13 protein-coding genes are annotated in these 18,925 nt (G+C 64.3%); 7 read left to right on the top strand and 6 right to left on the bottom strand.

Going from position 1 to position 18,925, the window contains the following annotated elements:
• Positions 1 to 128: 128 nt before the first annotated feature.
• Positions 129 to 2,195 carry a HAMP domain-containing methyl-accepting chemotaxis protein gene (locus K5658_RS16590; protein ID WP_221064206.1) on the bottom strand — a complete coding sequence of 689 codons (2,067 nt, stop codon included), beginning with the start codon at positions 2,193 to 2,195 and terminating at the stop codon, positions 129 to 131.
• A 482-nt stretch (positions 2,196 to 2,677) separates the two neighbouring features.
• Between K5658_RS16590 and K5658_RS16585 the strand changes: the two genes are divergently transcribed.
• Positions 2,678 to 3,466, top strand: a complete 789-nt coding sequence (locus K5658_RS16585) for a metallophosphoesterase family protein (protein WP_221064205.1) — start codon at positions 2,678 to 2,680, stop codon at positions 3,464 to 3,466.
• On the opposite strand, the gene K5658_RS16580 is transcribed toward K5658_RS16585, so the two are convergent.
• Genes K5658_RS16580 through glnL form a run of 3 tightly spaced genes read right to left on the bottom strand, consistent with a single transcriptional unit; the run spans position 3,454 to position 6,494 of the window.
• A complete protein-coding gene (locus K5658_RS16580) occupies positions 3,454 to 4,020 on the bottom strand; it encodes a cyclic nucleotide-binding domain-containing protein (protein ID WP_221064204.1) in 567 nt (188 codons plus the stop codon). The genes K5658_RS16585 and K5658_RS16580 overlap by 13 nt on opposite strands.
• Entirely contained in the window at positions 4,013 to 5,428 is a 1,416-nt protein-coding gene (gene ntrC, locus K5658_RS16575) for a nitrogen regulation protein NR(I) (protein ID WP_221064203.1), read from the bottom strand. The genes K5658_RS16580 and ntrC overlap by 8 nt, the downstream gene beginning before the upstream one ends.
• Complete coding sequence (glnL, locus tag K5658_RS16570; protein WP_085215350.1) at positions 5,421 to 6,494, bottom strand: nitrogen regulation protein NR(II); 1,074 nt, start codon at positions 6,492 to 6,494, stop codon at positions 5,421 to 5,423. The genes ntrC and glnL overlap by 8 nt, the downstream gene beginning before the upstream one ends.
• Positions 6,495 to 6,807: 313 nt before the next feature.
• Between glnL and K5658_RS16565 the strand changes: the two genes are divergently transcribed.
• From K5658_RS16565 to K5658_RS16555, 3 genes are all read left to right on the top strand, one after another.
• Positions 6,808 to 7,299, top strand: coding sequence for a glutathione peroxidase (locus tag K5658_RS16565; protein WP_221064202.1), 492 nt, complete (start codon positions 6,808 to 6,810; stop codon positions 7,297 to 7,299).
• A gap of 124 nt (positions 7,300 to 7,423) precedes the next feature.
• Positions 7,424 to 8,077, top strand: a complete 654-nt coding sequence (locus K5658_RS16560; RefSeq protein ID WP_221064201.1) for a glutathione S-transferase family protein — start codon at positions 7,424 to 7,426, stop codon at positions 8,075 to 8,077.
• Between the two features lie 69 nt (positions 8,078 to 8,146).
• On the top strand, positions 8,147 to 9,733 hold the full coding sequence (locus tag K5658_RS16555; RefSeq protein ID WP_221064200.1) for an OpgD/OpgG family glucan biosynthesis protein: 1,587 nt from the start codon (positions 8,147 to 8,149) through the stop codon (positions 9,731 to 9,733).
• A gap of 88 nt (positions 9,734 to 9,821) precedes the next feature.
• On the opposite strand, the gene K5658_RS16550 is transcribed toward K5658_RS16555, so the two are convergent.
• Complete coding sequence (locus K5658_RS16550; RefSeq protein WP_221064199.1) at positions 9,822 to 10,319, bottom strand: hypothetical protein; 498 nt, start codon at positions 10,317 to 10,319, stop codon at positions 9,822 to 9,824.
• Between the two features lie 168 nt (positions 10,320 to 10,487).
• Positions 10,488 to 11,729 carry a PP2C family protein-serine/threonine phosphatase gene (locus K5658_RS16545; protein ID WP_221064198.1) on the bottom strand — a complete coding sequence of 414 codons (1,242 nt, stop codon included), beginning with the start codon at positions 11,727 to 11,729 and terminating at the stop codon, positions 10,488 to 10,490.
• Between the two features lie 329 nt (positions 11,730 to 12,058).
• Here K5658_RS16545 and glgB point away from each other — a divergent pair, with 329 nt between their 5' ends.
• From glgB to K5658_RS16530, 3 genes are all read left to right on the top strand, one after another.
• Entirely contained in the window at positions 12,059 to 14,314 is a 2,256-nt protein-coding gene (gene glgB, locus K5658_RS16540; RefSeq protein WP_221064197.1) for a 1,4-alpha-glucan branching protein GlgB, read from the top strand.
• 159 nt (positions 14,315 to 14,473) lie between these two features.
• Entirely contained in the window at positions 14,474 to 16,591 is a 2,118-nt protein-coding gene (locus tag K5658_RS16535) for a glycogen synthase (protein WP_221064196.1), read from the top strand.
• Between the two features lie 98 nt (positions 16,592 to 16,689).
• The gene (locus K5658_RS16530) at positions 16,690 to 18,831 is read left to right on the top strand and encodes an alpha-amylase family glycosyl hydrolase (protein WP_221064195.1); all 2,142 of its coding nucleotides are present in this window, start codon (positions 16,690 to 16,692) and stop codon (positions 18,829 to 18,831) included.
• Positions 18,832 to 18,925: the final 94 nt, after the last annotated feature.

The raw sequence follows: 18,925 nt of genomic DNA, 5'->3' as shown, positions 1-18,925 counted from the left end.
AAGGGGGCGATTTTACCGCGGAGGGAGGATTTCGATAGGTTTGGGCGACAGCGCTTGCAGGGGACATGGAACGGGACTGGAGGCCGTGGGCGTCAAGCCTCAAGCCTCAAGCCTCCCATGCCGCCCCCCTAGGCCAGCTTGAAGGCGCTCATCGCCTCGACCAGTCCCTGGGCCTGCTCTCCCAGGGATTCCGCGGCGGCGGCGGCTTCTTCCACCAGGGCGGCGTTGTGTTGGGTCATTTTATCCATCTGGTCTATGGCCTGGGCGATCTGCCCGATGCCGTGGGCTTGGTCCTGGCTGGCGGTGGAGATTTCCTCCATCAACGCCGTCACCCGGCCAAAACCGCCCACCACTTCTTCCATGGCCCCGCCGGCCTGGGTGGCCTGCGCCACGCCGGTTTCCACCTTTTCCGCCGAGGAGGCGATCAAGCCCTTGATTTCCTTGGCGGCGGTGGCGCTGCGCTGGGCCAGGCTCCGCACTTCGTTGGCGACCACGGCGAAGCCGCGGCCTTGTTCGCCCGCCCGCGCCGCTTCGACCGTGGCGTTCAGGGCCAGGATATTGGTCTGGAAAGCGATGCCGTCGATGACCCCGGTAATCTCCGCGATCTTGCGCGAGCGTTCCTGGATTTCGCCCATGGCCGCGACCAGGCGTCCCACCGCGTCGCCGCCTTGTTCGACCGCCCCGTTGGCGTGCTGGACCAGGACGTTGGCCTGGCCGGCGCCGCTGGCGTTGGCGGTCACGGTGGCGTTGAGCCGCTCCATCGCGCTGGAGATTTCGTCCAGGCTGCTGGCTTGTTCCTCGGTGCGGCGCGATAGGTCGGCGTTCCCGGCGGCGATTTCCTGGGCGGCGTTGTTGACGGACTGGCTGGCTTCCTGGATGCGCTCCACCATTTCCCTGAGCCGCGCCACCGTGGCGTTGGAAGCGTCCCGCAATTGGCCGAAAGTGCCCCGGTAATCGCCGTCGATGCGCTGGGTCAGGTCGCCTTCCGCCAAGGCGCCCAGAACCCGCGAAACCTCGGCCAGGCCCCGGTCGCTGACCTCCATCAGCGCGTTCAGCCCTTCCACCATCTCGCGGAATTCGTGGCGGTATTGGTCGGCCCGCCCCCGCACCGTGAAATCGCCGTTCACCGCCGAGCGCGCCAGGGTTTTTATTTCGCGGTTGATCGCTTGCAGGCTGGCTTTCACACCGTCGATGGCGTCGGTGATTTCGCGTTTTTGGCCGGGCAGGCGGTCCATGTCCACGCTCAGGTCGCCTTGGGCATAGCACTTCACCACCTCGACCACCCGCTTTTTCACCGCGATATGCGATTGCACCAGGTCGTTGATCGAACGGGCCATTTGCCCATAGAGGCCCGGAAACCGCCCGGCGTCGATCTGGTCGTCCAACTCCCCGGCGGCGTGCTTCTTGACGTTGTCGAACTGGGCGGCGGCAAAGCTTTTGAGGGTATCGGCCATGCTCGTCATGGCCGCGAGCAGTTCGGCGGTTTCGTCCCGGCCGGGGGAATGGGACGGGGCTTGCCCGATCTTCCCGGCGGCCATGCCTTGGGCAAGCTCGACCGCCCGCGCCAAGGGCCGGGTGATATTGGCGATGATGGTTTTCGCCATGAATAAGCCCAGCGCGATCATCAGCGCCATGATGCCCAGCAAGAGTTCGATGCCGGTGCCGAGTTGTTGGTTGAATTGCCGTTGGCTGTGGGTGCCGCGCTCGATATTGATGGCCACGAGTTTTTCCAGCGCCGCCGCCAGGGGTTTGTCGGCGCCCGCGACGCTGTTGTCGATTTGGGCCGGGGCCGCGTTCTTGGCGAGCATTTCCACCACGGTGGCCATGGCGTTCCGGTATTGCTTGAGGCCTTGGCCGACGGCTTCGAGCAAGGCGAGTTCTTCCGGGCCGGGTTCGGTGCCCAGCCGGTAATCGTGGGCCGCTTGCTCGATGCCGGCCATCGCCGCCTCGAATCTCGCCGGATAGTCCTTGCCCCGCAGGATGGCGTTTTTGAAGTAATGCACCCCGTTGCCCAGTTGGCCCAAGCCTTGGTGGGCCAGCCGTTCGCGGGCCAGGATCGGCCCGGACAAGGCTTGGAAATCGGCTTGCAGTTCCAGCAAGCGCCATATCCCCGCCGTGGCGATCAAGGCTCCGAAGAGCAGGAGCGCGCCGAAACCCATCGCCAGTTTCGAGCGGATTTTCATGTTGTCGAGCATCGGGGGACTCCTGGTTGAAGGTTGGCCCAGATTCCGGGGTGAACCAGGGCGGGCGGGCACGGGAGAGGGAGGCCCGCCGCCTGTGGTTCAAGGGGTTATATCGAAACTCATGGGAAGCTTAGGACATGTTCGGGGAAGTGGTGGGGGAGCGCAGCCCTGGGCGGTGGCCGTGGCGAGCGCCGGGACGGTGGAAACACCCGGCGGTCCGCGTCTAAACCTTAATATTTCAAGTGGTTCGCGGCGGAAGGAGGTGGACGTGGGTTGTTCGAGGATGCCGCTCCATCGCTCGCGGTCCCGCAATGGCCGCGCGGAAAGCTTGGAGTCGATAGCATTTGTCTATATGCTTTCCCGCCCCGGCACGGCACCGTCCCATCCCATGGATGAATGGACGCAACCGCTTTCCAGCCCGAACCGTAGCGGTCCGCCAAAACAATACCCGCCCGGCCGGCCCGAAAAATAACGCCCCGCTATGGAATAAGCGTATGAAATGCCTGCTGGTTTCCGACTTGCATTACACCTTGAAGCAATTCGATTGGGTATTGCAGCAAGCCTCCGCCTACGATGTGGTCGTCATCGCGGGCGATCATTTGGACATCGCCTCGGCGGTGGACCTACAGGTCCAGATCACCGTCATCCTGTCCTACCTCAAGCGGATGTGCGCCAAGACCCGTGTCGTGGTTTGCTCGGGCAACCACGACCTGGATGCCCGCGATTTCCACGACGAGAAATATGCCCGCTGGATACTGATGACCCGGCAATTCGGCATCCCCACCGACGAGGACAGCCTGGAACTCGAGGATATCCTGTTCACCATCTGCCCGTGGTGGGACGGGCCGAAGCGTTGCGCCAGGGTGGGGGAACAGATCGAGCGGGATAGCCGGAAAACCAAGGCGCAATGGATTTGGATCTACCACGCGCCGCCGGACGCTTCGCCCACCAGTTGGAGCGGGCGGCGCTATGGCGGGGACGCGCAGTTGGTGGAATGGATCGCCCGGTTCGCGCCCAGCATGGTGCTGGTCGGCCATGTCCACCAATCGCCGTTCCAGCAAGGCGGCTCCTGGGTGGACCGGATCGGTGGAACCTGGGTGTTCAATCCGGGGCGGCAGCTCGGGCCGGTGCCGGCCCATATCATCCTCGACACCCAGGCGCGGCGGGCCTTGTGGGCCTCGTGCGAGGTGGTGGAGGAAATCGCGCTGGATGCCATGGCCCCGCTCCGGCCCAGGCCGGTGCGGGAAGCGCCGGCTTGGCTGGACAAGCGCTATTGCGGATAGCGTTCGGGGTCGGGGGGGACGGGCCAAGGTTGTTGGTAGAGGAGGTTGTCCAGCACCTCGTCCACCAGGCCGAAATGGTCCGCGTGGTCGGCGAACTGCCGTTTCAGGTCCACCAGATAGCCGGTGATGCTGTGGAGCCGCCGGGCCAGCAGGGTCGAGAGGTGGAAGGCGAAATCGGGATGGTCGCGCAGGAAGGCCGTGCCGTCGTCGATCCGGTAGGCGCGGCAGGGCCGGGTGGCGGTCACGGTCGCGGTGTGCGGCAGGTGCAACAGGACCGACACTTCCCCGAAGATCGCGCCGGGATCGTCCTGGGTGTGGAGGGGGGTGTCTTCCTTGGAAATCTCCACCTCGCCTTCGATCAGGACATATAGCTTCCCATCCGTCCCGCCTTCCGCCAGCAAGACCTCGGCGGGCGCGAACCGCTGTTCCGGCAATCCTTGGCAAAGCTTCAGCACGCTGTTCATCGGCGTATCCTCGCAAAGGCGCATGGGTTTGAATGGGTGCGGACCCGGCGCGGCGTCGTTCCGCACCGGGCTGGAGACGGTTTCAAACATCCAGGTTCAACTCGGTGATCTTGCGGGTCAGGGTGTTGCGGCCATAGCCCAGGAGCTTGGCGGCTTCCTGGCGGCGGCCGCGGGTCACTTGCAGCGCCGTGGTGATGAGGATGCCTTCCGCCGATTCGATGGCGTCCTTGGCGACATTGCGCTCGCCGCGCTTCAAGCGCTGGTCCACCCATTGCCGGAACGAATCCTCCCAGCCATCCGCCATCGGGGCCGCGGCGTCCGCCGTTTTCACTTGCAGCAACTCGGGCGGCAAATCGTCCAGATGCGCCTCCTTGCCCGCCGCCATCACCGTGATCCAGCGGCAGGTGTTTTCCAATTGGCGGACATTGCCCGGCCAATCCAAGCGGCACAGATAGGCTTCCACCTCGGGCAACAGGCTCTTGGTTTCCACCTTGAGTTCCTGGCTGGCCTCCTGCAAGAAATGCTTGAGCAACAGCGGAATATCCTGGCGGCGCTCGCGCAGGGGCGGCAGATGCACGCGGATGACATTGAGGCGGTGGAACAGGTCTTCGCGGAAGCGGCCTTCCGCCACCAGGTTGTCGAGATGCTGATGGGTGGCGGCGATGATGCGGACATCGACCTTGACCGGGGTATGGGCACCCACCGGGAAGAATTCGCCATCGGCCAGCACCCGCAGCAAGCGGGTTTGCAAATCGGCGGGCATGTCGCCGATTTCGTCCAGGAACAGCGTGCCGCCGTCGGCCTGCTCGAAACGCCCGGCGCGGCGGGCCTGCGCCCCGGTGAAGGCGCCGCGCTCGTGGCCGAACAATTCCGACTCCAGCAGGTCGCGGGGGATCGCCGCCATGTTGAGTGCGATGAAGGGCTTGTCGGCGCGGGGGCTGTGGCGGTGCAGGGCGCGGGCCACCAATTCCTTGCCGGTGCCGGATTCGCCGTTGATCAGCACCGTGATATGCGAGCGGGCCAGGCGGGCGATGGCGCGGAACACCTCCTGCATGGCCGGGGCTTCGCCGATGATCTCGGGGGTTTTCTCCGGGGCGGGGGCGGGGCTGGGTTCGGGTTTCTGGCGCTGGCTCTGGGCGCAGGCGCGGCGTACCAAGTCCACCGCGTCGTCCACGTCGAACGGCTTGGGCAAATACTCGAACGCCCCGCCGTGGAAGGCCGACACCGCGCTTTCCAGGTCGGAGTGCGCGGTCATGATGATGACCGGGAGGTCGGGGTATTTGCCCTGCAATTGCTTCAAGAGTTCCAGGCCGTCGATGCCGGGCATCCGGATATCGGTGAGGATGGCGTCCGGCTTGCCCTGGGCCAGGGCGTCGAGCAAACCGCCCGCGTGCGCGAAGCAGCGGGTTTGGATCGAGGCTTTTTGCAGGGCTTTCTCCAACACCCAGCGGATCGAACGGTCGTCATCGACCACCCAGACTTGGGCCGCGCTATTCATGTTCTTTCTCCAGCGGCAAAAAAATGGAAAACACCGTGTGCCCCGGCGCGCTCGAACATTCCACCAAGCCGCCATGCTGGTTGATGAGCGATTGGGCGATGGACAGCCCGAGTCCGGTGCCATCGGCCCGGCCCGTGACCATGGGGTAGAAAATCTGGCCCAGCAGTTCCGGCTTGATGCCGGGGCCGTCGTCGATGACTTCGACCTTGAGCGCGTGGCGGCTTTTGCGGTGGCCGATGGTCACTTGGCGGTGGATGCGGGTGCGGATCAGGATGCGGCCTTGCTGGCCCACGGCCTGGGCGGCGTTGCGGACCACGTTGAGGATGGCCTGGATCAGTTGGTCGCTGTCGCCGTTGACCGTGGGCAGGCTGGGGTCGTAATCGCGTTCGATCACCACGCCGGGCGGGGCTTCGACCTGCACCAATTGCCGGACCCGTTCCAGCACGCGGTGGATGTTGAGCGGGGCTTTGTGGGGCGGTTTGTTGGGGGCCAGCATCCGGTCCACCAGCGATTGCAGGCGGTCGGATTCCTCCATGATGATCTTGGTGTATTCGCGCAGTTCCGCGTCGGGCAGTTCCCGGTCCAGCAGTTGGGCCGCGCCGCGGAGTCCCCCCAGCGGGTTCTTGATCTCGTGGGCCAAGCCCCTGAGCAGCATCCGGGCGGCGTTTTGCTGGGCCAGCAATTGCTCTTCCATCGAGATGCGGAGGTGCCTATCCACCTGCTCGATCTGCACCAGGGCGGCCACCCGCCGGTCCTGTTCCATCATCGGGGTGAGGGTCAGGTTCACCGTGATGGGTTGGCTGGGCAGTTCCAGCGCGAGGTTGCGCTTGGTCAGGGTCTCGGCGTGTTCCAAGGTGCGCTGCAAGTCTTTTTCGATGTCCTTGTCGTACAGGAAAAAGATTTCCTCGGCCCGGACGCCCAACACTTGGCGGGCGCTCACGGCGAACAGCATCTCGCCCGCCATGTTGATGTAGACCAGCCGGTATTCCGGGTCGAACAGCAAGACGGCGTCGGTGAGATGGTCGAGGATGCGATGGTGCAGGTTGGGGGTGTCTTCGTGGTTCATTGCGGCTTGCGAAGCAATATGGGGGCCATGTCCACCGGCTGCCCTTAGGTCGCGGGGATGCGCCGATGGCGGGCCGGACGCCGGGGTCGGGTTGGGGTTCCGTGCGGGTTTCCGGCGGGAAACCGGAACCACACAATGGGAATTATGGCCTATTTTGGTGCGATTCATTTGCGCCGATGGAGGTATGCCCCAGAGTGGTGCGTTTGGTCGCCGCGTTCTAGCGCCGGGACCCATGGGCGCGGGATCGGCCCGAATCGGCGTAAACTGCGGCGCTTAGGAACAACCCCGTTCCTCCATCCCATAGGAGCCGACCATGAGCGCTGAAATCTATCACTTCCAAACCCGGACCCTGAGCGGCGAACCCCTGGATTTCGCCCAATTCCGGGGCAAGGCCATCCTCGTCGTCAACACCGCCAGCCGCTGCGGTTTCACCCCGCAATACGCCGGGCTGGAAACGCTGTACCGGGACTACAAAGACCGGGGCTTGGTGGTGGTCGGTTTCCCCTGCAATCAATTCGGGGCGCAGGAACCGGGCGACGCCATGGAGATCGGCGCGTTCTGCGAGAAGAACTACGGCGTGAGTTTCCCTTTGTCGGAGAAGGTCGAGGTGAACGGGGAGGGTGCCCATCCGGTGTTCGCCTATCTCAAGCACGCCTTGCCCGGCACCTTGGGCAGCGAGGGCATCAAGTGGAATTTCACCAAGTTCCTGATCGACCGCGAGGGCAAGCCGGTCAAGCGCTACGGCTCGATGACCAAGCCGGAGGAACTGGTGGAGGATATCGAGGCGGCGTTGGGAACGGCCTGAGCTTCCGAACCGGCGATCCGCCCCATTGCCCCGGACGGCGATATTTGTCATAACAGCGCCCGCCGGGCCGGTCCCGCCGGCGCGGGACCGGCGGCGGCACCCTTCACTTCAGGAAATCGACGCCATGAATCCGACCTTGGTTATCGGCAACAAAAACTATTCTTCCTGGTCCCTGCGCCCCTGGCTGTTCCTCAAGCACCACGGCATCCCGTTCGAGGAAATCCGCATCCCGCTATACCGGGAGGATTCCCAGGCCCGCATCGCGGCCCACAGCCCGGCGGGCAAGGTGCCGGTGCTGGTGGACGGCGGCATCACGGTGTGGGATTCGCTCGCCATCCTGGAATATCTGGCCGAGCGCTACCCGGCAACCCAGGGCTGGCCTGAAGCGCCCGCCGCCCGCGCCCTGGCCCGCGCCCTCTCGGCGGAAATGCATTCCGGCTTCCAGGCGCTGCGGACCCATTGCGGGATGAATTGCCGCCGTCCACCGGCCCCGCCCCGCAAGGAGCCACCGGAAGCGGTGCATCGGGACGTGGCCCGGATCGGGCGGATCTGGCGGGACTGCCGGGAACGGGCCGAGGGCGGTCCCTGGCTGTTCGGGCGCTTCACCATCGCCGACGCCATGTACGCGCCGGTCGCCCTGCGCTTTTGGACCTACCAACTCGAAGCCGACGCGGTGGCCCGCGCCTATCGCGACACGGTGCTGGGCCATCCGGCGATGCTGGAATGGATCGGGGCGGGCCAGGCCGAAACCGAGATCATCCCGGCTTTTGAAGATTGATGCGCACGCTGTGAAAATAACAGGCCGGGCCTAGTGTCCCGGCCACTACTCCCTGTCCATGGAATTCCTATGAGCTTAACGCGCCGACACTTTTTGCAACTCTCCCTCGCCGTCAACGCCCTCTACGCCCTCAGGATACCGGCCGCCCAGGCCAATCCCGCCAAACTGCAATTCGGCCCGGCCACGCCGTTCGGCTTCGACGCGCTCAAGGCGATGGCCCGCGAAGCCGCCGCCCGCGAATACGCCCCGCCGCCGCGTCCCGATCCCGCCATCGTCCAGCAGATCGACTACGACGCCCACGGCAAGCTGCAATACCGCAAGGACGCCGCGCTCTGGGCCGAGGGCGGCAGCGCCTATCCCATCAGCTTCCAGCATGTGGGGATGTTCTTCCCCAAGACCGTGAAAATGAACGTGGTCGAGCATGGGCAAGCCCGCCAAATCGCCTACGACCCGGATTTGTTCGCCGCCGGTCCCGACCATGTGGCCCGTCAGCTCGCGCCGGAGCCTTCGGCCTTCGCCGGGTTCTGGGTGCATGAGAAGCGCGGCGGGCCGGATTGGAAGAAACTGGAACCCTGGGCCACCTTCCTGGGCGCGTCCTATTTCCGGGCGGTGGGCGCGAATGGCGACCAGGGCCAGATCGGCCTGTCCGCCCGTGGCATCGCCATCGCGCCGGGCACTTCCAACCCGGAGGAATTCCCCGATTTCGTGGCGTTCTGGTTCGAGCCCGCGCCCAAGCCCACCGATCCCGTCGTCATCTATGCCTTGCTCGACGGTCCCAGCCTCAGCGGTGCCTATCGCTTCGCCCTGAGCCGCGGCAAGGGCGTGGCGATGCTGATCGAATCGGCCTTGTTCCTGCGCAAGGATATCGAGCGCCTGGGCATCGCGCCCTTGACCTCGATGTATTGGTTCTCGGAAACCGCCAAGGCCGCGGGCAGCGATTGGCGGCCCGAAGTCCACGACTCCGACGGGCTGGCGATGCTGAACGGCAATGGCGAACACCTGTGGCGGCCCTTGAACAATCCGCCCCAGGTTTCGGTGTCGAGCTTCATGGATAAAGCGCCCAAGGGCTATGGCCTGTTCCAGCGCGACCGGCTGTTCGACCATTACCAGGACGGGGTGCGCTACCACCTGCGGCCCTGCGCCTGGGTGGAACCGCTGGGCGATTGGGGCGAGGGCGCGGTGCAGTTGACCGAAATCCCCACCGACGACGAAATCCACGACAACATCGTGGCGATGTGGGTGCCCAAGGAACCGGCCACGGCGGGCAAGAGCTACGAATTCAAATACCGGCTGTCGTGGCTGAACGAAGACCCGAACAACTTCCCGCTGGCCCGCTGCGTCGCGACCCGCCTGGGCAATGGCGGCCAACCCGGCAAGCCCCGGCCCAAGGGCGTGCGTAAATTCATGGTGGAATTCCTGGGGAAACCGTTGGATTCGCTGGCCTGGGGCGAGAAGCCGGAGCCGGTGATCGTGGCGTCGCGGGGCGAGATTTCGCGGGTGGAAATCGAGCCGGTGCCGGACGATGTGGCGGGGCATTGGCGCACCCACTTCGACCTCAAGGTCGAGGGGCCGGACCCGGTGGAATTGCGTTGCTTCCTACGTCTCAAGGATAAGGCGGTGTCGGAGACTTGGTTGTTCCAGTATCACCCGTTTTAGGGGGCGTTTCCGTTCATCCGCCCGTATCGTGTTAGGGATGTGGCCGGTATTACTCCCTTCAAGTGGCTTTCCGGCCATGCGGGGGGATTTACATCCGCAGCCAGCGAATCATATGGGGATAGGGCGGGGCCGTGGCGGTGGAGCCGAAGCCGGGCGCGGTTGCCATGCCCGCCTCGCAAAGCCCCTTCAGACCTGGGCACACGCCGAAGGTGTAGGACAAGATCAGCCCTTCGGACTGTCCCTTGTAGCCTCCGGGATGGAACAGGACGGACGGGGGCAGTCCCAACCGATGCGCCGCCGCGAACGACCAGGCCAGGGCTTCCAGTTCTCCTCCGCCGGGCATGCTGGTGTCCGATAGGTCGTCCGAGGCCCCGGCCCTGCGCTCCGGCGGCAAGACGGCCAGGTGCCCCGCTTCGTGCAGGATGTCGCCGGGCCACTGTAGCGCGTCGGGGTCCACAACCAGCGCCCCGGACCGGATCGCGATCCCCGGCAAGAAGCTTGGACCGGGGATCGCTTGCAATTCGACAGCGATGCCGATTTCGTGGACGAAAGCCAGGATACTTTCGAAGTATTCGGGGTGGTGCATGGATATTTTCGCCGCTGGTATGATGGATGGGGGCAATCCCCGCGCTCCGCTGATACGGGGTGTCGGAATAATATACTGCTTTCTTGCCAACCCGGCGTGACGGTCGCTATCGAAACAGAGTAGGGCGGGCCCGGCAAGGACAACGCGGGTTCATGCGCCGAAATCCACTCAATCGGCGGCCAGCATGATGGCGAGGAGGGAGGTATCGTCCGGCGGGGCCTGTCCCGATAAATGCGCCTCGACCAAATCGATCGCATGGTCGATCCGGGCACCCGGTGCGGCAGCCAGCAACGCCCCGAGCAAACGTTCTTCGCCCAGCATGGGACCGTCCCCGGCCCGGGCTTCGATCACACCGTCCGAATACAGCAAGCATTGCCCCTGGAAATCGACCCCTATGGCTTGGCAGGTGGGATCGAACGCGCCACCGCCCAGGATGCCCAGGGCGACGTGGGGGGAAGCCAATGCCTGTAGGGTATTGGACTGGTCGTCGATCAAGAGGGCCGGAGGCATGCCCCCGCTCCAAATCCACAGCTTCCCCGAGCCGCTGTCCAGCGCGACGATATGCGCCGCCACGAAATAGCCGGTCGGCAGCGTTTCTTTCAGCCGGCGGTTGATTTCGGCGGCGATATCCGCGACCGGCATACCCTTGCGGGCCATGCCTTCGAATACCCAGAGCGCGGGCAGGACGCTGATGGCGGCGGTGAGGCCATGCCCGGTGGCGTCCGCCAGCATGGCGTAGAGGGTGCCGTTCGGTGCGCGGGAGATGGCGACCACGTCGCCGCTGAAGCGGTCGGAAGGCAGCAGGAAATGGCGTACCTGGGGATCGATGAGCCGCTCGCAGGAGACCAGCCGGTTCATGATCCGGTTCGCCATGTCCAATTCGGTTTGGGTATGGGCGTTCAGTTCGGCCAGCCGTTTCACCATGTCGCGGGCTTCCGCCTCCTGGGCGCGGATCTGCCGGATGGCCTGGATGGACTGGGCGAAGCCATCGATCTTGGCGTCGAGGATTTCGATCAGCCAGGGTTTGGGGATGAAATCGTCGGCCCCGGTCGAGAGCCCCTTGACGATGGCCCCGTGTTGCTCCACGGCGCTGATCAACAGCACCGGCACCCATTCGTCCCGTTCGGCGGCGATCCGCTTGATGGCGCGGGTGGCCTCGAAGCCGTCCATGCCCGGCATGAGGATGTCCAGCAGGACCAGGTCGAAGGATTGGTTCTGGAATTCGCGCACCGCGGCGATGCCATCGCCGACCCCGACCGCCGTATGGCCCGAGGCCGACAGGATCGTCGTGATGACCCGCAAGGCCGAGACCGAATCCTCGGCGACCAGGATCCTGAGCCGCAGGGGGGGTGGGGGCGCGTTCGCCGGGACGGGCGGGCTGTCGGGGGGCGGGGTGTTTTTTGCTGCCATGCCGGGATTTGTGCTGGGGTGGGGGGCGATGCCCGGAATTGCTATGGATAGATGTAGGCGAAGGCGGGCTTTTCTTCAAGCACGGTTGTTTGGTCCGGTAAGAACGGGGGTTCATGCCGGCGGGATCGGGAGGCCATCCCCGCTGCCACCCAGGCCATGCGCCAGGACCGTCCCCGCGCCACTTCCTCCCGCCCCGTCAAAAAATCCCAACATTCCCGCCAAGCGTTCCCCGCCGCTTGCGCCTAAAATAGCGCCGTGGCGGTCCGCCCGCCCCGTTCCGCACCGAGTCAGCGGCCCGCCCCAACAACCACAATAAAGAGGTATCCAGGATGAACCAGCCAAAACTCTCGCCCGAGTTGCAAAAGATCGTCAATGCCCGCCACAACGACCCCTTCGCGGTGCTGGGCCGACATCCCGAGCGCGGTGGCGTGTGGGTGCGGGCCATGCTGCCCCACGCGGAGGAGGTGTCCATCGCCGAGGGTGGCCACCGCCTGCACCGGATCGAAGGCACCGATTTGTTCGAGTGGCACGGTAAGGCCGAGCAGGTACCCGAGCGCTACCGCCTCATCTGGCGCGACGACCAGGGTCGCGACCATATCGCCCACGATCCCTATTGCTATCCGCCGCAGCTCCCCGATTTCGACCTGCATTTGTTCGGCGAGGGCAAGCACTGGCACGCCCACCGCCTGTTGGGGGCGCGGGTCCACCAGGCCGACGGCGCGACCGGCGTGTTGTTCTCGGTCTGGGCGCCCAGCGCCGAACGGGTCAGCGTGGTGGGCGACTTCAACCGCTGGGATGGCCGCGCCCATCCGCTGCGGGTGCATGGCAACGGCGTCTGGGAATTGTTCATCCCGGACCTGCCGCACGGGGTCATCTACAAATACGAAATCCGCGCCAAGAATGGCGATATCTTCCTGAAATCCGACCCCTATGGCCGCCAGTTCCAACTACGGCCCGACAATGCCTCCATCGTCGAAGCGCCCAGCGCCTTCCGCTGGACCGACCAAGCCTGGCTCGACACCCGCGCCCGCTTCGATTGGCAGCACCGGCCCATGTCGATCTACGAGGTGCATCTGAGTTCCTGGCAGCGCGGCCCCGAAGGCGAGATGCTCAACTACCGCGAACTCGCCACCCTCTTGGTCGGGCATGTCCAGCGCCTCGGCTTCACCCATATCGAACTGATGCCGATCACCGAACACCCCTACGATAAATCCTGGGGCTATCAAACCACCGGCTATTATGCCCCGACCAGCCGGTTCGGCACGCCGGACGATTTCCGCGCCTTCGTCGATTATTGCCACCAACACGGCATCGGCGTGATCCTGGATTGGGTGCCGGCCCATTTCCCCAAGGACGCCCATGGCCTGGCCTATTTCGACGGCACGGCCTTGTATGAACACGCCGACCCGCGCTTGGGCGAGCATAAGGATTGGTCCACCTTGATCTTCAACTTCGGGCGCTACGAGGTGAAGAACTTCCTGATTTCCAGCGCCCTGTTCTGGTTGGAGGAATACCATGTCGATGGCCTCCGGGTGGACGCGGTGGCCTCGATGCTGTACCTGGATTATTCCCGCAAGGAAGGCGAGTGGATTCCCAACAAATACGGCGGGCGCGAGAACCTGGAAGCCATCGATTTCATGCGTGAATTGAACGAAGTCACCCATAGCCAGGTGCCGGGCACGCTCATCATGGCGGAGGAATCCACCTCCTGGCCGCAAGTGACCAAGCCCACCTATGTCGGCGGCCTCGGTTTCGACCTGAAATGGAACATGGGCTGGATGAACGATACCCTGCGCTATATGGCGAAAGACCCCATCCATCGCCAATACCATCACGGCGAACTGACCTTCAGCCTGCTCTACGCCTTCACCGAGAACTTCCTGCTGCCGTTCTCCCACGACGAAGTGGCCCACGGCAAGCAATCCCTGCTCTACAAGATGCCCGGCGACGAATGGCAGCGTTTCGCCAACCTCAGGATGCTGTACATCTACATGTGGACCCATCCCGGCAAAAAGCTGTTGTTCATGGGCGGCGAATTCGGCCAGGGCCGGGAATGGGACAGCACGGCGGTGCTGGATTGGTATGTGCGGGAATATCCCTACCATCAGGGCGTCGAGCGGCTGATCCAAGACCTGAACCGGCTCTACCGCGCCGAGCGGGCCTTGTACGAACTGGATTTCGATTGGCAGGGGTTCGAGTGGATCGATTGCCACGACGGACAGAATTCGACCTTGGTCTACCAGCGCCGGGCGGGTGGCGAGGCCGTGGTGGTCGCGGTCAACTTCACCCCGGTGCCGCGCGAGGATTACCGGATCGGCGTGCCCGCGCCTGGCACCTATCGCGAACTGGTCAATTCCGACGCCCTCGATTACGCCGGGAGCGGCCTGGGCAACGGGGCGCGGTCCTTGGACGCGGAGGAACGGGCCTGGATGAACCAGCCCTATTCGGTCGTCATCACCCTACCACCGCTGGCCGGTATCGTCTTGAAACTCAAGCCCGAACCCGTGTCCGAACCCGATCCGGCGGACGAACCCGCCAGCGCCGTTCCCGCAGCGCAAACCACCCCGGCGGAACCCGCCGCTTGATCCATAACCGCCCCGAGCCCATCAGGCCCTGTGGCCCGGATGCGGCGCGGCGGAACCCTGGGGCCGCCCTCCCCGGATTCCGCTATCGCTCCTCCGGGTTACGTAGCAGCGGTCGGGGCGTTAGCCGCGAAGAATCCCATCATCTTAGGAAGCATCTCCATGGCCAAGAAACCCTCCAGTCCCGATAAATCCAAAGCCGCGCCCGCATCCAAAGCATCCAAACCGGCCAAGAAACCCGCCGCCGCCGCGCCGTCCGCGGCCCCGGCGATTCCCGCGGCGCCCACCCAGGAGGCTTTGCCCTTGGAACCGGCCCCGGTCGATGCCGTGGCGGTATCGGCGGAAATCCCGGTCGAGGCTGTCGTTCCCGCCGCGCTGGAAGTTGTGGCAGCCGTAGCGGAACCCGTTCCCGCCGAACCGGAAGCCGCCGCAGTCGTGGCGGAACCCGTTCCCGCCGAACCGGAAGTTGCCGAAGCCGTGGTGGAAACCACTCCCGCCGAACCGGAAGTTGCCGAAGCCGTGGTGGAAACCACTCCCGCCGAACCGGAGGTTGCCGAAGCCGTGGCGGAACCCGTCCCCGCCGAACCGGAGGTTGCCGCAGCCGTGGCGGAACCTGTCCCCGCCGAACCGGAAACTGTTGCAACCGTGGCGGAAGCCATCCCCGCCGAGCCGCCCGCCATCGACCCGGAACCCGAAGGCGAACCCGCCGAACCCCAATCCACCCACGTCGAAGAGCCGTTGCCCGACCAGGAACCCGTCGAAATCCACCCCGAAGAGCCGGAAGTGCATCACCATCACCGCCCCAGCCTGTTCATCGTGCAGATCGCCCCGGAAATGGCCCCGGTGGCCAAGGTCGGCGGTCTCGCCGATGTGGTGTTCGGCCTGACCCGCGAACTGGCGATCCGCGGCAACCATGTCGAAATCATCCTCCCCAAATACAGCGGTATGCGCTACGACCATATCTACGATTTGAAGGAGGTTTACAAAGACCTGTGGGTGCCGTGGTATGACGGCGCGATCCATTGCACGGTCTACTTCGGCTTCGTCTACGACCGCAAATGCTTCTTCATCGAGCCGCATTCCAACGACAATTTCTTCAACCGTGGCAGCATCTACGGCTTCAAGGACGATGTGCTGCGCTATGCGTTCTTCTCCCGCGCCGCCATCGAATTCCTGTGGAAGTCCGGCAAGCATCCCGACATCATCCATTGCCATGATTGGCAGACCGCCCTGGTGCCGGTGTTCCTGTACGAGTTCTACCAGCGTTTGGGGATGAGCCATCCCAGGGTGTGCCTCACCATCCACAACTTCCAGCACCAGGGCGTGACCGGGGCGGAATTGCTACGGGCCACGGGACTTCACGATCCGGCCCGCTTCTTCGATTACAACCGGCTGCGCGACAACCAGTATCCCAACGCCTTGAACCTGCTCAAGGGCGGGATCGTCTATTCCAACTTCGTCACCACGGTGTCGCCGCGCTATGCCTACGAGACCAAGGACCAGGGCCAGGGCTTCGGGCTGGAGCCGACCCTGCACACCCACCACCTCAAATACGGCGGCGTGGTCAACGGCATCGATTACGATGTCTGGAATCCCGAGGTGGACCGGCATATCCCCGCGCAATACGGCGTGGACACGATCGAGCGCAAGTACGATAACAAGCGGGCCTTGCGCCACCGCCTGATGTTGGCCGATAACGCCAAGCCCATCGTGGCCTTCATTGGCCGCCTCGACCCGCAGAAGGGCTTGGAACTGGTGCGCCATGCCATCTTCTACAGCTTGCAGCGCGACGCCCAGTTCGTGCTGTTGGGTTCCAGCCCGTACCAGGGCATCAACGAGGATTTCTGGGGACTCAAGCGGATGCTGAACGAAAGCCCGGATTGCCATCTGGAGATCGGCTTCGACGAGGAACTGTCCCACCTCATCTACGCCGGGGCCGATATGATCCTGGTGCCCAGCCGGTTCGAGCCTTGCGGCCTGACCCAGTTGATCGCGCTGCGCTATGGCACGGTGCCGGTGGTGCGCTCGGTGGGCGGCTTGGCCGATACGGTGTTCGACAAGGATTATTCGCACCGCGCCTTGCACGAGCGCAACGGCTATGTGTTCGAGAACTACGACGGCATCGGGCTGGAATCGGCCTTGGGCCGGGCGATTTCCTGCTATTACGAATATCCCGATCATTTCCGCGAACTGATGAAGAACGGGATGCGCTCGGATTATTCCTGGAACCATCCGGGGCGGGATTATTTGAACATCTACGACTATATCCGCGAAAAATAGGCGGTGTGGCGCGGGGCCGGTGCGCGCACCGGCCCCGCTGGCCGTTCCGGTCCCGCGCCCGTTCCTCCATCCTTCCCGCTTTGCCAGAACGATCTCCTATGCCCGGCTTCACCCTGCACTTCAAAAAACCCGCCGATTGGGCGGAACCCGTCCTGATCCATTATTGGCATCCCGTCAAATCCCAACCGCATACCCCCTGGCCCGGCGTCCCGATGCGGGCGGAGGGCGGGGGCTGGTTTTGCTTCCCGTTGGAAGAGGCCGGCCTCCAGTTCCTATTCAACGACGGGCGCGGGCGGCAGACCAGCGATCTGGCCTGGGAACGGGAGGGGTGGTTCGCCGATGGGCGCTGGTTCGACCATCCGCCGACCCAGGAAGAAATCCACCCGCCGGTGCGTTCGGCCCCCTTGCCGGCCTTGGCCCCCTGCCATGCCCGGACCGATTTCCGCGAGGAAACCATCTATTTCCTCATCACCACCCGCTTCTATGACGGCGATCCCGGCAACAATTTCTTCTGCCGCGACCGCATCAAGTTCAATCCCGCGACCGGCGCGGCGGAAGACCCGCATTGGCGCGGCGATTTCAAGGGGCTGATCCAGCGCCTCGATTACATCAAGGATTTGGGTTTCACCGCGATCTGGATCACGCCGCCGGTCGAGAACCGCTCGGGCCTGGATTATCACGGCTACCACGCCTACGATTGGACCCGCATCGATCCGCGTTTGGAATCGCCCGGCGCCACCTATCAGGACTTGATCGACGCGGCCCACGCCAAGGGCATCAAGATCATCCAGGACGTGGTGGTGAACCATTCCTGCCAGTACGGCATCCGCGGCCAGGTCCATATCGACCATTTGCCGATCAAGTATTATGTGCCGCAGGGTTCGGCGCCGGGCCGGGTCGATCATGGGCCGTACCAGGGCAGCCTCGGCAATTACGCTTGGCCGAACCGCGACGATATCGATAATCCGGTCGCGCCCGAGTGGTACCGGGAGCGCCATGCCTCCGACCCGGATGGCGTCGAGCCCTTGATCGACCCCAAGACCGGCGAGACCCTCCCCAAGCCCGGCTACAACCCAGGCCGTTTCTTCGGCGTCGACGCCAATCAACTCGATCCCGACTGGTATCACCAGGAGGGCTTCATCTGCGGCGGGGATTGGGAAAGCGCCCATCCCTTGCAACACAAGCATCTGGCCGGGGACTGCATCGACCTCGCCACCGGGCGCCAGAACGTCAAGGACTATTTGATCGGGGCCATCAACCGCTATTTGGACATGGGCGTGGACGCGCTCCGCATCGATACCGTGAAACACATCGAGCGCGACAACCTGTTGGAATACGTCAATGCCTGGAAGGCCCACAAACCGGGGCTGTTCGTGTTCGGCGAGAACTTGGTGAAGGGCTATGGTTGGGGCGACCTGGGCGGCGGCGACAACGGTCCCTCCCAAATCCGGCCCTGGTGGTATACCCGGCTGGGCCACGATCCCAGGAATCCCAACGCGGGCGGCGATTCGGGGTTCCCGCAATTGGATTTCGGTCTGTTCTCGACCTTCCGCGACACCGTCAGCAAGGGCACTTACGGTGGCACCGGCCAGGTGTTCGGTATGGATTGGATCTATGGCGACGCCACCCAATTGGTGACCTTCCTGCAAAACCACGATGTCGGCCCGGACAACGATTTCAAATACCGTTTCAAGGGCGAAGCCTGGATGGCGGCGGCGGCCTATAACCTGATCTGGACCGCCCGCGGCATCCCTTGCCTCTACTATGGCGAGGAGGTCGAATTCATGAAGGGCGCGCCGCAGGATGTGGCGGGGGAAAAGGACACCCTGGACCAGACGGGCCGGGCCTATTTCGGCGATTATCTGGCCGGGGATCGCATCGCCCACACCCAGGCCCATCCCTTGTACCAGCATATCCGGCGCTTGAACCTGATCCGCCGCGCCATCCCGGCCCTGCAAAAGGCGCGGATGGAGCGGGTGGCGGAATGGGGCGGCGGCATGAGCTTCGTGCGGGATTATTCCGTCGGTGGCAGCTATGCCGTGGTGGGGCTGGCCATCGGCGGCGGGCAGGATGTGAGGGTCGAGGGCGTCCGGCCCGGTCTGTACCGCGATGCCGTCACCGGCCAGGAAATCCACGCCGCCCATGGCGTACTGGGTTTCCATGTCAAGGGCAATTCGGCGGGCGTCTATGTGCTGGACGGGCCGGGCAAGATCGGCGAAGACGGTGTATACCTACGTTGAGGGGAGGGGATGGAGCGGGGATGCGTCCCCGCCGGGCGGGGGGCGGTACGAGGTTGAAAACCCCCAGGTTGCCCAAACTTTTGATAAAATCTGA

The organism is Methylomagnum ishizawai (genome assembly GCF_019670005.1).
In the GTDB taxonomy this organism is placed as follows: Bacteria; Pseudomonadota; Gammaproteobacteria; order Methylococcales; family Methylococcaceae; genus Methylomagnum; species Methylomagnum ishizawai.
Note: the sequence above shows the minus strand (reverse complement) of the source record. Positions and strands in the feature narration are given on the sequence as shown.

Excerpts from the sequence above, each read along its gene's own strand:
- K5658_RS16590 (WP_221064206.1), bottom strand. The coding sequence starts at position 2,195 with ATGCTCGACAACATGAAAATCCGCTCGAAACTGGCGATGGGTTTCGGC.
- K5658_RS16585 (WP_221064205.1), top strand. The coding sequence starts at position 2,678 with ATGAAATGCCTGCTGGTTTCCGACTTGCATTACACCTTGAAGCAATTC.
- K5658_RS16580 (WP_221064204.1), bottom strand. The coding sequence starts at position 4,020 with ATGTTTGAAACCGTCTCCAGCCCGGTGCGGAACGACGCCGCGCCGGGT.
- ntrC (WP_221064203.1), bottom strand. The coding sequence starts at position 5,428 with ATGAATAGCGCGGCCCAAGTCTGGGTGGTCGATGACGACCGTTCGATC.
- glnL (WP_085215350.1), bottom strand. The coding sequence starts at position 6,494 with ATGAACCACGAAGACACCCCCAACCTGCACCATCGCATCCTCGACCAT.
- K5658_RS16565 (WP_221064202.1), top strand. The coding sequence starts at position 6,808 with ATGAGCGCTGAAATCTATCACTTCCAAACCCGGACCCTGAGCGGCGAA.
- K5658_RS16560 (WP_221064201.1), top strand. The coding sequence starts at position 7,424 with ATGAATCCGACCTTGGTTATCGGCAACAAAAACTATTCTTCCTGGTCC.
- K5658_RS16555 (WP_221064200.1), top strand. The coding sequence starts at position 8,147 with ATGAGCTTAACGCGCCGACACTTTTTGCAACTCTCCCTCGCCGTCAAC.
- K5658_RS16550 (WP_221064199.1), bottom strand. The coding sequence starts at position 10,319 with ATGCACCACCCCGAATACTTCGAAAGTATCCTGGCTTTCGTCCACGAA.
- K5658_RS16545 (WP_221064198.1), bottom strand. The coding sequence starts at position 11,729 with ATGGCAGCAAAAAACACCCCGCCCCCCGACAGCCCGCCCGTCCCGGCG.
- glgB (WP_221064197.1), top strand. The coding sequence starts at position 12,059 with ATGAACCAGCCAAAACTCTCGCCCGAGTTGCAAAAGATCGTCAATGCC.
- K5658_RS16535 (WP_221064196.1), top strand. The coding sequence starts at position 14,474 with ATGGCCAAGAAACCCTCCAGTCCCGATAAATCCAAAGCCGCGCCCGCA.
- K5658_RS16530 (WP_221064195.1), top strand. The coding sequence starts at position 16,690 with ATGCCCGGCTTCACCCTGCACTTCAAAAAACCCGCCGATTGGGCGGAA.